The organism is Gillisia hiemivivida (assembly GCF_007997295.1).
Taxonomy (GTDB): Bacteria; Bacteroidota; Bacteroidia; order Flavobacteriales; family Flavobacteriaceae; genus Gillisia; species Gillisia hiemivivida.
Genome location: NZ_VORY01000014.1, coordinates 1 through 15,404, shown reverse-complemented (window position 1 = coordinate 15,404; position 15,404 = coordinate 1). Strand labels below are relative to the sequence as shown.

Sequence of the window (15,404 nt, the reverse complement as noted above, 5' to 3'; positions counted from 1 at the left end):
TTCTTGACTTTTATTTAAATGCTTTGTTCAAAATACTCATAACCCCTCTAATAAAAGTAGCACTTGTTAAAACTTTGACCACTGCACTTTGAGTTTTACTGGAGCTTCTTGATGTTCTTGAACTTGTTCGAGAAATTTTCTCTCTTTCTTCTTTTGCCTTCTCTTTTGCCTCTTCTTGATCTGCCCGAGCTATTTTTTGATTCAATAATTCATAGGCACTTTCCCTGTCAATCTCTTTATTATATTTAGAAATCAACCTAGAAGAACCTATCAAATCTTTTAATTCTTCTGAAGTTAAAACGTCCATCCTGCTCATTGGAGCTCTCATCATTGTAGCCGCTAAAGGAGAAGGTCTCCCTTTTTCGTCTAATGAAGAAATAAATGCTTCTCCAATACCTAACGAGGTTAAAACTTCTTTGGTATCATAATATTCAGAAATGGGATAATTTTCAGCAGTTAATTTGATCGCTTTTCTATCATTAGCAGTAAATGCACGTAAGGAATGCTGAATCTTTAAACCTAACTGACTCAATATTTCTTTTGGTACATCTGTTGGATTTTGGGTTACAAAATAAATCCCAACTCCTTTAGATCGTATCAGTTTTATAATACTCTCAATTTGATCCAATAATGCATCAGATGCTTCCTTGAAAATTAAATGTGCCTCATCTATAAAAAGAACCAATTCTGGTCTATCGCTATCACCTTTTTCTGGTAATGTCGAATATATTTCGGCTAGCAAGCTCAGCATAAACGTAGAAAACAATTTAGGTTTATCCTGGATGTCATCTAGCCGGATGATATTTATCATCCCGCGACCGTCGATATTTGTTCTCATAAGATCCTCTACCTCAAAAGAAGGCTCCCCGAAAAAGAGGTCGGCATCTTGCTGCTCTAAAGCAACGATCTTTCTTAAAATAGATCCAGTTGAAGATTTAGACATTCTACCATAATCCTTTTCAAATTCCTCTTTTCCATCATCTGTTGCATAGTGAATGATCTTTTTAAGATCCTTTAGATCCAGAAGAGGTAGTTGATTGTCGTCACAATATTTAAAAACAACGGCTAAAATCCCAGTCTGAGTATCAGAAAGGTCCAAAATACGCGATAAAAGAATAGGGCCAAATTCACTTACGGTCGCTTTTAAACGTACTCCGGGTTGTTCAGAAAGACTTAAAATTTCCACAGGAGAAGCTTGAGGTTTAAACTCAAAATTTAAAAGCTGATGGCGATCATCAATTTTTTCATGACCGGGAGATGGTTTTGCAATTCCGCTAAGATCTCCTTTAATATCCATCATTAGGACAGGAACCCCTTTTTCTGAAAGATTTTCTGCTAAAATCTGTAGCGTTTTGGTTTTCCCGGTTCCTGTTGCTCCGGCAATAAGTCCATGCCGATTCATAGTTTTTAAGGGGATCTTAATTTGCGCTTCCGGAATAGTTTTTCCGTCCAACATGGCAGCACCCATATATATAAAATCTCCTTTTGGAGCATATCCTTGCTGAATGTGCTCTATAAACTTGTTGGGATCTTTCATTCTTCTAAGTTATTATAAAATTAAACAGTTTCCTGTTTAATGAAATACTGAAAATTTAATTTCTACGACACGGCAGGAGATAACATGCTTATTGTCCCTTTATCTGCATCAATTGCTGCATTTATTCCATTTGGGATCGTAGAATTGTTATCTACATGACCAAACATTGCCCCAGAATAGGCAGGAATGCCCAAAGGTTTAATATAATGATCTATTACTTCTTCTAAAGTTAAAGAACCGTATCCGCTTCCTCCAGGATCACAATCGGTGCATTGTCCAAATACAAACCCGGAAATCTTATCTAAAACTCCAGCTAATTTAAGTTGGGACATCATCCTGTCTATCGCATAAATCTTCTCTCCAACTTCTTCTAGATACAAGATCTTATTTTCCCAATTTGGCAGGAAAGAAGATCCCATAATCCCAGTTAATACTGATAGATTTCCTCCAAGTAAAATCCCTTCCGCTTTTCCTGAAGTAATGGTTCGAATTCGGTTATTTACTTGAACCAGATTATTTCCTGTATCTTTTGTGTTTTCAAAAGTGAAAGCGTTCTTATTAAAAAGGATCTCTTTAAATATATTATAACTGAAGCTATTCCATGTAGAAATCGCCATTGGCCCGTGAAAAGTGACTAGTCCGGTTTTGGTATATATTGCCATATGGATAGCGGTAATGTCACTATATCCAATAAATATTTTTGGATTTTTCTTTATAGCATCGTAATCTATTTTATCCAAGATCCTCGCAGCACCAGATCCTCCTCGCAAAGCGATAATAGCATCTACTTCTGGATCTTTAAACATGTTGTTTAAATCTGCTGCCCGCTCCTCATCGGTACCTGCAAGATGCCCGTAATGTGAGTCAACATGCTCACCAAGTTTCACTTTTAAGCCCATAGCTTGAAAAGTCTCAACTGCAATTTCGTAGGGTTCAGACTCAAATTTATTAGAGGCCGGACTTATAATCCCGATAGTATCTCCTTCAGAAAGATGATTCGGGATTAATTCTTTTAGTGTTGTTGTATTTAATTCCGAAGAAAATGCAACAGGGGCAATAAATGAAGATAATCCTACTGCTAGACTACCTGTTCCTATATTCCTTAAAAAATTTCTTCTCTCCATTCTGGTATTGTGCTAGATATAATTTCGCTCTAAAATAAATAATTATCGGTAGGTTCCTCTAGAATTATGAGGTTTAATAAGAATTTCTAACTTCCAAAAACATTTTTTCCATTACTTTTTTAATTTCTGAAGAAGAAGCCACATAATTGTTGTTCATAAAACTGAAGATCATCAGGTTGCCAGATTTGGTTTTTAAATAACCACTTAGGGAATAATTATTTCGTAGAGAGCCCGATTTCGCAAAGATATAAGGTATGTCTGAAGCGTACCAGTTTTTTAGAGTTCCTTCTTTTCCGCCTGCAGGAAGGAGTTTAAAAAGTTGCTCTCTTGGTAGTTCCTCTAAGATCCTATCAAGAATAGTTACCAAAGTTCTGGGGGATATTAAGTTATAGCGGGATAATCCCGAGCCATCCACCCATTTAATTTGGTCTTGTAGATCATTAAAGTAAATAGATTGTATATGATCTATTGCAATATTTGTTCTTAAGCTGTCACTTATCTTTTCAGAAATAAGCAAAAGCAACTGTTCTGCTATAAAATTATCACTTTCTTGAAGCATTTCTTTATATAGACTGTCTGCTGCAATAGAATATATGGTTTGTATATTTTTATTCTGAATTTTCCAAGGTTTAGAAATAAGCGTCACAGGTTTATTTAATGTGTCACTAAGTAATTTAGCAGTCAATTCTGATGAGGTTTTAAAAGGGATGTTGGTTTCTAGGGCTTCAATTTTTGAAAGATTATATCTAAAAATATTAGCATCTACATCTCTTCTAATAGAATTGGAAAGCTCCTGATCTTTGATTAAAAAATCAGAAAAATAAGAAGGAGAACTTAATGGAAGCGGCTCGTTGAATTTCCATTTAAAACTCACCAGATTCCCATAAATAGGGAATTGAGAGCGCTCTGCAGAATAGGCATCATTATAATCGTCCCAAGCCCAACCTGAACCAAGGGGACGGTTAGTGATTGCTGAGCTTGCGAAATATAGGTCTTTAGAAGAGTTCTTTAAAAAGTTGAATACTTTAGATCCCTGTAAATTCGGATTTAAAAAACTTGGGTCGCCAGTGCCCCAAAAGACCAGAGAATCTGGAGTGGTGTAATATCTCATTCCAGAGATAGAATCTCCTAATTCTTTTAGTGAGGCATAAAATGTAAGCAACTTAATATTAGAGGCTGGAGTAAAGTACTTATTGGAATTATGCTCTATAACAAATTTCTTTTTGTCCAGATCATAAAGAGCGAAGCCAGTAAAACTTTGGTCAAAAACTTCAGAAGTAAGCTGTCTAGAGAGTTCTTTATTTAATTTACGAGAGCTAGAGCAAGAAAAAAGTATTGAAGTTATTAGAAGTATGGAAAAGGAATGTAGAATTTTTGATCTCACTAAAAGTGTTTTAGGTGGTGAAAAATAGTAACCTCAAAAGGGGCAACTCTTTTGGAGCCAAACTAGGTGCCGTCCTTCCTCGTCAATCTGTCCCGAATCATCGGGAGTTTCTGTGTCTCATTAGGTCTTACTAGGATGACGAAAAACCTAAATACATATGATTAAAAATTATTACAGGCAGACAAACGGATAATCCGTTAAATTATAACTTTTCCTTCTAAAAGTGCTCTTAATGCTTGAGGAATTTATTGATAAAATCACCTAGAACAAGGATTAATTCAATTTAAAACTAAGCTATGTTAGGTCTTAAAGAATAGTTATCTTTGCAGGCTATGATTACAGAAGATACAAAAGTGCTGGTGGACAAGGGTATAATGCTTCCGTTAATGGAAGAATTTTATACCATACAGGGTGAAGGATTTTATAAAGGAACGGCTGCTTATTTCATTAGAATAGGTGGTTGCGATGTTGGCTGTCACTGGTGTGATGTTAAAGAAAGTTGGGATGCCTCTTTGCATCCTCCAACTCATGTTGGGAAGATTGTGGAAAATGCCGTTTCTCATAGTGATACTGTTGTGATTACCGGGGGAGAACCTTTAACTTGGGATATGACGATTCTTACAGAGACTTTAAAAGCTCAGGGATGTAAGATTCATATAGAAACTTCTGGGGCTTATAAACTAACAGGGGTATGGGACTGGATATGTTTATCTCCTAAAAAAATAAAGCTACCTACAGAAGAGATCTATGAAGTTGCTAACGAATTGAAAGTGATTGTTTATAATCTTCATGATTTGAAGTTTGCAGAAGAGCAAGCTGCATTGGTTAATAAGGATTGTATTCTATATCTCCAGCCAGAATGGAGTAAGCGCGATTCTGTAATTCCTGTAATTGTAGATTATGTAATGAAAAACCCTAAATGGAAAGTTTCATTGCAAACGCATAAATATTTAAATATCCCGTAATCCCTTCCTCATTGAGGGTTTGATTATTTATGCTTACCTAAAACATTCAAATGGGCTGGATTTGGTTTTCAAGCTTATTTTACTTTCGAAATATCGGAACTTATCTCGTGGTCTTGTCCAAAGGATTTACAATAAAAAAACGCTTTCAACTCGTGAGGATAGAAAGCGTTTTAATTTTTAGCTTTTACTTTAATCCCTCATTGAGGGTTTAATTCCCCGTCCCGAACTATCGGGATGCCTCGAATTTTTAAAAGTATTTTCCTCCCGAACCATCGGGACATATCTCGTGGGCTTGCCCCGAGGCTCTTGATTTTAAAGCTTATTGAACTGCTTTAAATGGAACTTCAACGTATTTATCGTCCCAACCCATTAAAAGATCGGCTCCATCAGTTTGGGTTACAAAGGCCATAGAGAAAGATTCTATGGTTGAAGGTGCATTACGCACAGGAACTTTAATTCTTACTCTATCTTCTTGGTCGCTGTATTCATAAGCTCCCCAAGTATTTGTTCTGTTGTTAAGTATCACAGTCCATTCTTTTTCTCCAGGAATAGTGTAAAGTGTATAAGTTCCTGCTTCCACAACTGCATCGGCTACTTTCATGTCTTTATATAAAGTAAGCTCTGTAGCTTCGTTAGCACCAGTTCTCCATACTTCATTATACGGCACTAATTTACCAAAGATTTCTCTGTCTCTTTTTAGAGGTCTACTGTAGATAACCCTCGCCAATACTTCCTCAGCTTCATTTTTGTAAACTACCAAGTCCATTGGACTCACATCCATTTTATTGAAACTTGGAGCTTTTTTGGTAGTCTCTTGGGCATTTATTGGATTGCTTTGAAGCGTAAAGATTGCTATTACTACTAATAAGAATATTTTTTTCATAATTTTTAAATTGATTTAATAAGATAAAGGTACTGTTTCAACAAAACGGGGGTTGTTAATGAAGTCTTATATTTTTTAATTCCCCAAAGTTTTGACTTGACAGTTTATGATATAAATTTAATCTCATATATTTTCATATAGATGCTTATTTAATAATTTTAGTTATTAAATGTAACCAATTATTGTTTAATGGTTTTTATTCGTAAATGAATACTGCAAATTTGTTTAGAATTAAAACTTAAAATTATGTGTGGTATTTTAGCTGTAATAGGAAAAAAGGAAGATCAAGGCTTAGTTTCTCAACTTTCTAAAAGAATGAGTCACCGTGGGCCAGATGAAAGTGATGTTCATGTAACTGAGTCTGGAGCGATATTATGTCATGAGAGATTGGCAATAATGGATGTTACAACCGGAAAACAACCAATTCAAGGAACTTCTTCAGCATGGATGATTCATAACGGCGAAATATATAACTACCAGGCGCTTAAAGAAAATGAATTAAAAGATCACGAGTTTCGTACAACAGGAGATTCAGAAGTGATCGTGCATTTATATGAAAAATACGGGTATGGTTTCTTAAACAAGTTAGATGGGGATTTTTCTTTTGTGGTAGTAGATGGAAAAGACTTCATTGCAGCTAGAGATCCAATAGGAGTAAAGCCGCTTTATTATGGTGAAGATGCAGATGGCGCGCTTTGGTTTGCGAGCGAAATGAAAGTTTTGGCAGATCAATGTGTGGAGTTTCAAGCTTTTCCTCCTGGATATTATTACACACCAACAACTGGTTTTGTTCAATATTACAAACCAGATTGGTATTCCTTAGAAGATTGTCAGGAAGAAGCAGACTTAAAAAGATTGAGAGACTCTTTGATTGCTGCAACCAAGAAACGTTTAATGTCTGATGTTCCTTTAGGTGTGTTGTTAAGTGGAGGATTAGATTCTTCTTTGACTTCATCTATAGCGGCACGAATACTTAAAGAAAAAGGGAAAAAATTACATTCGTTCTCTATTGGATTGAATGAAGATGCGCCAGATTTGATCGCTGCTAGAAAAGTAGCAGATTTTCTTGGAACCGACCATCATGAAATTCATTTTACGGTTGAAGAAGGGATTGGAATTATCAAAAAATTGATCTGGCATTTAGAGACTTATGATGTAACTTCTATAAGAGCCAGTACACCTATGTATTTCCTTTCAAAAGCAATTACTGAAAAAGGTATAAAAGTGGTGCTATCTGGGGAAGGCGCAGACGAAATTTTTGGTGGATACCTGTATTTTAAAAATGCACCTTCTGCTGAAGAATTTCAGAAAGAAACAATAAGTAGAGTTAAAAGATTGTCTACAGCAGATTGTTTGCGAGCAGATAAATCTACCATGGCTCATGGATTAGAAGCCAGAGTGCCATTTTTAGACAAGGCTTTTTTACAAACAGCGATTGAAATAGCACCTATTCATAAAATGCCGTCAACACACGGAGGAGTGGAAAAGTATATTCTTAGAAAAGCTTTTGATACTCCAGAGCAAGCTTTTCTTCCAGATGAAGTACTGTGGAGACAAAAAGAGCAGTTTAGCGATGGGGTTGGTTACAGTTGGATAGATAGTCTTATAGAATTCACGAAGTCCCAAGTGACCGATTTGGAATTGGAAATGGCTGCATCAAAATATCCAGTTAACACCCCTTCAACCAAAGAGGCATATTTTTATAGAGAGATCTTTAACAGTTATTTTCCACAGGAATCTGCAGCGAAATCTGTAAAGAAATGGATTCCAAAATGGCAAAAAGATTTAGACCCAAGCGGTAGAGCAAGTTCAACTCACGTTGCGCAAACCAGTTTCATAGAAGCAGCAAAAGTTTGAGTTCCTTATCAACTAAAAAGCAGGGTTTTTCACAAAAATTGTTAATAACTTAAGGGTATTGAGGTGCGCTCCAAGCTAATAGGAGTAGGGGTTTTGTTATATTTGTCTGTTACATAAAAAGACAAACTTTAACAGAATCATATATGAGCGAAGAAGTTAAGAAAGACAGTTATTCGGCAGATAGTATTCAGGCGCTTGAAGGGATGGAGCATGTGCGCATGCGTCCTTCCATGTATATTGGTGATACTGGAGTAAGGGGATTGCATCATTTGGTGTATGAGGTTGTGGATAACTCTATAGATGAAGCAATGGCTGGCCATTGTGATACTATAAAAGTAATTATTACAAAGGAAGGCTCTATCACTACCGAAGATAACGGGCGTGGTATTCCAATAGATTTACATAAAAAAGAAGGAGTTTCTGCCCTAGAGGTAGTAATGACAAAAATTGGAGCCGGAGGGAAGTTTGATAAAGATTCCTATAAAGTATCTGGTGGATTGCATGGAGTTGGTGTGAGTTGTGTGAATGCGCTATCTGATCATTTAACTGCTACGGTTTACAGAGAGGGCGTTATCTGGCGTCAGGAGTATGAAAAAGGTAAGCCAATGTATCCTGTAAAATCTATTGGTGAGACAGATCTTAGGGGAACGGTGGTGACATTTACTCCAGATCCAAGCATCTTTCAGCAAACTACAGATTACAATTATGATACTCTTGCAAGTAGAATGCGTGAGCTTTCTTTTTTAAATAAAGGTCTTAAAATCGTATTAACAGACGAGCGTCAAGTAAATGAAGATGGAACTTTTTTTTCTGAAACCTTTCTTTCTGAAGAAGGCTTAAAAGAGTTTATAAAATTCCTAGATCAAAACAGAGATCCTATTATTTCTCATGTGATCGCAATGGAAGGTGAAAAGAATGATATTCCTGTTGAGGTTGCAATGATCTACAATACTTCATTTAATGAAAATTTGCACTCTTATGTGAATAACATTAATACTCATGAAGGGGGTACTCACTTAGCTGGTTTTAGAAGAGGTTTAACTACAACTCTTAAGAAGTATGCAGATGCTTCTGGGATGTTAGATAAACTGAAGTTTGAAATCGCAGGAGATGATTTCCGTGAAGGATTAACGGCTATTATTTCTGTAAAGGTAGGGGAGCCTCAATTCGAAGGTCAAACCAAAACTAAACTAGGAAACAGAGAAGTTACTTCTGCAGTTTCTCAAGCGGTTTCAGAAATGTTAGAGAATTACTTGGAAGAAAATCCAAGTGATGCTAAAATTATTGTAGAGAAGGTGATTCTTGCTGCTCAAGCCCGACATGCTGCTAAAAAAGCGCGTGAAATGGTTCAGCGTAAAACGGTAATGAGTATAGGTGGATTACCTGGAAAATTATCTGATTGTTCTGAGCAAGATCCTGCGAAATGTGAAGTGTATCTTGTAGAGGGAGATTCGGCAGGTGGAACTGCAAAACAAGGAAGAGATAGAGCTTTTCAGGCTATTTTACCACTTCGAGGAAAAATATTGAATGTGGAAAAAGCGATGAGACATCGTGTTTTTGACAATGAAGAAATCAAAAATATATACACAGCTTTAGGAGTTACTATTGGAACTGAAGAGGATAGTAAAGCCTTAAATCTTTCAAAGTTGAGATACCATAAAGTAGTAATAATGTGTGATGCCGATGTAGATGGTAGCCATATTGAAACTTTAATTCTTACTTTCTTCTTTAGATATATGAAGGAACTAATAGAAAATGGACATATTTATATTGCTACGCCACCTTTATACTTAGTTAAAAAAGGGCAGAAGAAGCAATATGCTTGGAGTGATAAGGAACGAGATGTTATTGCTGAAAGCTTTAATGGAAGTGTTCAAATTCAGAGATATAAAGGTTTGGGAGAGATGAATGCCGAGCAATTATGGGATACCACAATGAATCCTGAGTTTAGAACGCTTCGTCAGGTTAATATAGATAACAGTAGTGAAGCCGATAGAATTTTCTCTATGTTAATGGGAGATGAGGTGCCGCCACGTAGAGAGTTTATTGAAAAGAATGCTGTCTATGCGAATGTAGATATATAAAGATTTTAAGCCCACTTTTTAAGTGGGCTTTTTTTGTTACTAGTAAGTTTAAATTTACAATCTGAATTTTATTATTTTTATCCCCAATACAAAAAATTAACACTGTGAGAAACCTCCCAAAATCTATCTTGTTTTTATCACTACTCTTAGTGACTCAATTTTCAAAGGCTCAAGAAGATGTAAATCTTTTAATTAATGACATGCTTCTAATAGCTGAAAATTTTGCTGAACCTGGAGCAGAAGGAGCAACTTTGCAATCTAGTGCAGGCTGGTTTTCTTCAGCTTCAACTCTGGAAAAATGGCAAGTGGAAGTTTCGGTTCATGGAAATGCCTTATTTGTCCCAAGTTCTCAACAAGATAAAATAATTAATAATAATCAATTTAATAATTTAACAATAGTCGGGGCAAATAATGCACTGTTGCCAACGGTTTATGGTGGTGATACAGATGCTGCTTATGAAGGGTCAATTTTCGGACAGGATTTTGAATTTGATGCTATAGACGGCTTGGATAAAAGCGTGGTGTTGCATGCTTTTCCACAAGTAACAGTTGGATTGCCATATATGACAGAGATCGCGGTAAGATATTTACCTGAAATTTTTATAAATGATGTGGGAATAAGCACTTATGGAGTTGGGCTGAAACATAATTTCTCTCAGTATATATATAAAAGACTTAGAGAAGATGATTTTCAATTTGCATTGGTAGCTAATTACAGTAATTTCAAAGCAGATTATAAATTCACTCCTATAGATATACAAATTGCAAATTTAGATAGAATAGATGTAGATGCGAATATGTATAATGTTCAGCTAATAGGTTCTAAGCTTTATGATACTTTTGAAGTAATGGGTGGTTTTGGTTATACTAATTCTAAATTCGATTATGCATTTGGAGGTACGGGAGGGTCATTGCCTACTCTAAATAATCAATTAGGTGCTCTAGGAAATAGCGAAGGAAAATTTAAAGGTAATATTGGATTTAATTACTACGTTGATAAATTTAAATTTAGCACGGTGTTTTCTGCCAGCGGATTATTTAATGCAAATGTTGGACTTCATTACCGCTTGAATTAAAAGGACATTTAACCATTCCTTATTACTTAACTGTTACATAATTTGTATTTTCGTATAAAATCAATAATTAATATTTAAATCATATAAAATGAAAGTTACTATCGTTGGAGCAGGTGCTGTTGGAGCAAGTTGTGCAGAATATATCGCCATAAAGAATTTTGCTTCAGAAATTGTTTTAGTAGATATTAAAGAGGGTGTTGCTGAAGGAAAAGCAATGGATCTAATGCAAACTGCAACTCTTAACGGATTTGATTCTAAGATCGTAGGTTCTACTAACGATTATTCTAAAACTGCTGGTAGTGATGTTGTAGTTATTACAAGTGGTATTCCTAGAAAACCGGGAATGACAAGAGAAGAATTAATTGGTATCAATGCCGGAATTGTAAAAGAAGTTTCAGGAAACCTAATTAAACATTCTCCAGATGCTATCATAATTGTGGTGAGTAACCCAATGGATTCAATGACTTATTTAGTGCATAAAACCACAGGTCTTGCTAAAAATAGAATTATTGGAATGGGTGGTGCTTTAGATAGTGCACGTTTCAAATTTAGATTAAGTGAAGCCTTAGAATGTCCTCCATCTGATGTTGATGGAATGGTAATAGGTGGGCATAGTGATACTGGAATGGTGCCTTTAACAAGATTGGCAACAAGAAATAGTATTCCTGTAACTGCTTTTCTTTCTGAAGAAAGATTAAATCAAGTTTCTGAAGATACTAAAGTAGGTGGAGCAACCTTAACTAAATTATTAGGAACCAGTGCATGGTATGCGCCAGGAGCTGCAGTTTCTGCAATGGTTCAAGCAATTGCTTGCGATCAGAAAAAAATGTTCCCATGTTCTGCGCTTTTAGATGGAGAATACGGACTAAATGATCTTTGTATTGGTGTACCTGCAATTTTAGGTAAAGGCGGATTGGAAAGAATCGTTGAAATAGAATTAACCGATGCTGAAAAAGCTAAGATTAAAGAAAGTGCTGAAGGTGTAAAGAAAACGAATGATTTGTTGACTTTTTAGCAGTATTTCTATCATATTTCAGTGAAAACTGAATCTGAAAAAAGACCACTTTTTAAGTGGTCTTTTTTATTGTCAAAAAGTTAAATTTTTCAAAAAAAAATAATTGGCATTTGAATAATGAAATCCTATATTTGTCCGTTTTAAAAATTGACATTAAATAATAAAGAATAATGCAGAATAAAGGACTGATCAAGATTTTTGCGGTTTTATTTGGTCTGGTATGTATTTACCAGCTATCATTTACATTTATTGCCAGCGGAGTAGAGAGTGATGCAGAGGCATTTGCTAAGCAAAAAATAGGTACTAACGTAGAGGGATATTCTGTACTGCGAGATGTTGAAGAAGCTAGTTATTTAGATTCTATTGGTAATAACGAGATTGTTGCTGGAATTACTTACAACACAGCAAAAGATAAGGAGCTTAATAAAGGGCTCGATCTTAAAGGAGGAATCAATGTGATTCTTCAAATTTCTGTAAAAGATATCTTAAAAGGATTGGCTAACAATAGTAGCGATCCTGCATTTAATAAGGCTTTAGCTGAAGCTGATGCTGCACAAAAAGATAGTCAGGAAAATTATTTAGACCTTTTCTATGAAGCATTCGAAAAAAATGAAGGAGCTAAATTAGCTTCTCCAGATATTTTCGCCAATAAGACTCTTAGCGATCAGGTGAATTTTGAAATGACCAATGATGTTGTTAAACCTATTATTAGAGAAAAGGTTAGCGAATCTATAACTTCTGCTTTCGAAGTATTGCGTAAGCGTATAGATAAGTTTGGGGTTGCACAACCAAACATTCAGCGTCTAGGGAATTCTGGTAGAATATTGGTAGAACTTCCTGGAGCAAAGGACATCAGTCGTGTTAAAAAATTACTTCAAAGTACGGCTCAGTTAGAATTCTGGTATGTACATAAGAATACAGATTTCGGAAATTTCTTGATCAATGCAAATAACACACTTGCAGAAATGGTTAAGAAAGAAGATAAATCTGCAGAGAAAAAAGATACGCTTTCAGCTTCTGAAGAAGATGAGGAGATTGAAGCTTTACTTGCTAGCACAGAGGACACTTCTGAAGTGCAAACAGCAAACAATCCTTTATTGGATCTAATGGTTTCTCCAGGTTTCCAGGGAAGCCCTATTTTGGCTTCTTTTTCATCAAAAGATACCGCACAGGTTAGAGAATATTTAAATAAATCTCAGATAAGATCTCTTTTGCCTGCAGACCTACGTTTTACAGAATTTGTATGGGGAGTATCCAAAGATAATGTATCAGATCTTTATGCTTTAAAAGGAGATCGTGAAATGATTCCTGCATTAACGGGAGATGTTATTACAGATGCTACACAAACTTTCGATCAGGTAGGTAGAGTAGCAGTATCTATGCAAATGGATGGTAAAGGTGCTAAGATCTGGGAAGAAATGACTGGAAGGGCATATACTGAAAAAAGTAATATTGCGATAGTTTTAGATAACGTAGTGTATTCTGCACCAGGAGTTTCTACAGGGCCAATTAGTGGAGGTAGAAGTGAGATTTCAGGAGATTTTGATATCACTGAAGGTCAGGATTTAGCAAATGTACTTAGAGCTGGTAAATTACCTGCTTCTGCAGATATTATTCAGAGTGAGATCGTAGGTCCATCTCTTGGGCAAGAAGCTATAAGTAGCGGTCTGAATTCATTCCTTATTGCCTTAGCCATTGTATTGTTGTGGATGATCTTCTATTACGGAAAAGCTGGTCTTTTTGCTGATGTTGCTCTAGTAGTGAACATCATCTTTATCTTCGGAATTTTAGCCGGTCTTGGAGCGGTGCTTACTTTACCTGGAATTGCGGGTATCGTTTTAACTATTGGTATGTCGGTAGATGCGAACGTACTTATCTTTGAACGTATTAAAGAGGAACTGGCAAAAGGAAAATCGCAAAAAGATGCTATTAAAGACGGATTTAACAATGCGCTTTCTTCTATTTTAGATGCTAACATTACTACTGGTCTTACCGGTTTAATATTATTGATCTTAGGAACAGGGCCAATTAAAGGTTTTGCCACTACTTTATTAATAGGTATTGCAACTTCATTGTTTACTGCAATATTTATCACAAGATTATTCATTGATGGATACGGTAAAAATGGAAAATCGTTGCCATTTAGCACTTCAATTACCAAGAATCTATTCACCAACATGAATATCGATTTCTTAAGTAAACGAAAAATAGCATATGCTATATCTGGAATTTTCATTTTAATAAGTGTTGGATCTTTCTTTATGAATGGATTGAATCAAGGTGTAGATTTTATTGGAGGTAGAACTTATACTGTGAGATTCGCAGATGATGTAAATGCTTCGGAAGTTGAAAAAGATCTTATCGCTACATTTGAAAGTGCTGAAGCAAAAACCTTTGGTCCAAATAATCAGTTAAAGATTACCACAAAATACAAAGTTGAAGATGATGGAGAAGCTGTAGATACAGAAATTCAGAGAATGATGTACGATGCTTTACAACCGCATTTACCAACAGATGTCTCTTTCGATGACTTTACAGTAGGTTCCAACGAACGTGAAATTGGAATTATGAAATCTATGAAAGTAGGCCCAACAATTGCCGATGATATTAAAAATGATTCATTCTGGGCGGTATTAGGATCTTTAATCGTGGTATTCCTTTATATCTTATTGAGATTTAGAAAATGGCAATATAGTTTAGGTGCTGTTGCGGCAGTATTCCATGATGTATTAATAGTATTAGGTATCTTCTCTTTAGCATATAATATTATGCCATTTAGTATGGAGATAAATCAAGCATTTATTGCAGCAATTTTAACGGTAATAGGTTACTCCTTGAATGATACTGTGGTAGTGTTTGATAGAATTCGTGAATACGCGAATGAACATACCACCTGGCAAAGAAGTAAAATAATTAACAGTGCTTTAAATAGTACGCTTGGTAGAACAGTGAATACTTCTTTAACCACTATCTTAGTGTTGTTAGCTATCTTTATATTTGGTGGAGAAAGCCTTAGAGGATTTATGTTTGCAATGATTATAGGTATTATTGTAGGTACTTATTCATCCCTATTTATTGCTACGCCTGTTATGTTTGATAGTGCAAATAAAAAGGCAATTAGAGATAACAAAAAGAAAGAAGAAGTAGTTGCATAATTAATCCGCAAGTATTTCAATAATATAAAAAAGCTGTTCAGTAATGAACAGCTTTTTTTGTGTTTTAAATATTTCTCATAAAGCTTTAAACAGAACTCGTTTTAAGATCTTATTAGATAGTAGGATAGAGGATGAAAGATGCTGAAACGAGTTCAGCATGACGGCAGTTAAAATAGTATCGTCACCCTGTTCCGATAGCTCCTATGTTTGCATTTGGAATAAATTTCTAGTTTTACAGATATAAGTGAAAGGGGGTAAGAGTCAACCGATGGCTAGATAATCATAAGATATATCGACCGATAGATAGGACCTTATCCTTTTATA

Annotated in this window: 10 protein-coding genes; 6 read left to right on the top strand and 4 right to left on the bottom strand. The window is 35.4% G+C overall.

Annotation, left to right across the window (positions count from 1 at the left end):
• Positions 1-10 precede the first annotated feature (10 nt).
• The 3 genes from ES724_RS11445 to ES724_RS11435 form a co-directional block, all read right to left on the bottom strand.
• Entirely contained in the window at positions 11-1,537 is a 1,527-nt protein-coding gene (locus ES724_RS11445) for a helicase HerA-like domain-containing protein (RefSeq protein WP_146933116.1), read from the bottom strand.
• A 62-nt stretch (positions 1,538-1,599) separates the two neighbouring features.
• Positions 1,600-2,661: a S66 peptidase family protein gene (locus tag ES724_RS11440; protein WP_146933114.1), complete on the bottom strand. Its 1,062-nt coding sequence runs from the start codon at positions 2,659-2,661 to the stop codon at positions 1,600-1,602.
• 73 nt (positions 2,662-2,734) lie between these two features.
• Positions 2,735-4,045, bottom strand: a complete 1,311-nt coding sequence (locus ES724_RS11435; RefSeq protein ID WP_246136863.1) for a D-alanyl-D-alanine carboxypeptidase/D-alanyl-D-alanine-endopeptidase — start codon at positions 4,043-4,045, stop codon at positions 2,735-2,737.
• A 332-nt stretch (positions 4,046-4,377) separates the two neighbouring features.
• Here ES724_RS11435 and ES724_RS11430 point away from each other — a divergent pair, with 332 nt between their 5' ends.
• Complete coding sequence (locus ES724_RS11430) at positions 4,378-5,010, top strand: 7-carboxy-7-deazaguanine synthase QueE (protein ID WP_026839591.1); 633 nt, start codon at positions 4,378-4,380, stop codon at positions 5,008-5,010.
• A 319-nt stretch (positions 5,011-5,329) separates the two neighbouring features.
• Here ES724_RS11430 and ES724_RS11425 read toward each other — a convergent pair whose 3' ends face one another.
• Positions 5,330-5,893, bottom strand: a complete 564-nt coding sequence (locus ES724_RS11425; protein ID WP_146933112.1) for a DUF2911 domain-containing protein — start codon at positions 5,891-5,893, stop codon at positions 5,330-5,332.
• Between the two features lie 246 nt (positions 5,894-6,139).
• Here ES724_RS11425 and asnB point away from each other — a divergent pair, with 246 nt between their 5' ends.
• The 5 genes from asnB to secDF all read left to right on the top strand — a co-directional run bounded on the left by asnB (position 6,140) and on the right by secDF (position 15,080).
• Entirely contained in the window at positions 6,140-7,750 is a 1,611-nt protein-coding gene (gene asnB, locus ES724_RS11420; RefSeq protein ID WP_146933110.1) for an asparagine synthase B, read from the top strand.
• Between the two features lie 143 nt (positions 7,751-7,893).
• Positions 7,894-9,834 carry a DNA topoisomerase (ATP-hydrolyzing) subunit B gene (gyrB, locus tag ES724_RS11415; protein ID WP_146933108.1) on the top strand — a complete coding sequence of 647 codons (1,941 nt, stop codon included), beginning with the start codon at positions 7,894-7,896 and terminating at the stop codon, positions 9,832-9,834.
• A 104-nt stretch (positions 9,835-9,938) separates the two neighbouring features.
• Entirely contained in the window at positions 9,939-10,910 is a 972-nt protein-coding gene (locus ES724_RS11410) for a DUF6588 family protein (protein WP_146933106.1), read from the top strand.
• Positions 10,911-10,998: 88 nt separating this feature from the next.
• Entirely contained in the window at positions 10,999-11,925 is a 927-nt protein-coding gene (gene mdh / locus ES724_RS11405; RefSeq protein WP_146933104.1) for a malate dehydrogenase, read from the top strand.
• Between the two features lie 170 nt (positions 11,926-12,095).
• Positions 12,096-15,080, top strand: a complete 2,985-nt coding sequence (gene secDF / locus ES724_RS11400) for a protein translocase subunit SecDF (protein WP_146933102.1) — start codon at positions 12,096-12,098, stop codon at positions 15,078-15,080.
• The last annotated feature ends 324 nt before the right edge of the window (positions 15,081-15,404 follow it).

Bases quoted from the DNA above. Each gene is read 5' to 3' on its own strand.
- secDF (WP_146933102.1), top strand. From the start codon at position 12,096: ATGCAGAATAAAGGACTGATCAAGATTTTTGCGGTTTTATTTGGTCTG.
- gyrB (WP_146933108.1), top strand. From the start codon at position 7,894: ATGAGCGAAGAAGTTAAGAAAGACAGTTATTCGGCAGATAGTATTCAG.
- mdh (WP_146933104.1), top strand. From the start codon at position 10,999: ATGAAAGTTACTATCGTTGGAGCAGGTGCTGTTGGAGCAAGTTGTGCA.
- ES724_RS11445 (WP_146933116.1), bottom strand. From the start codon at position 1,537: ATGAAAGATCCCAACAAGTTTATAGAGCACATTCAGCAAGGATATGCT.
- asnB (WP_146933110.1), top strand. From the start codon at position 6,140: ATGTGTGGTATTTTAGCTGTAATAGGAAAAAAGGAAGATCAAGGCTTA.
- ES724_RS11430 (WP_026839591.1), top strand. From the start codon at position 4,378: ATGATTACAGAAGATACAAAAGTGCTGGTGGACAAGGGTATAATGCTT.
- ES724_RS11440 (WP_146933114.1), bottom strand. From the start codon at position 2,661: ATGGAGAGAAGAAATTTTTTAAGGAATATAGGAACAGGTAGTCTAGCA.
- ES724_RS11425 (WP_146933112.1), bottom strand. From the start codon at position 5,893: ATGAAAAAAATATTCTTATTAGTAGTAATAGCAATCTTTACGCTTCAA.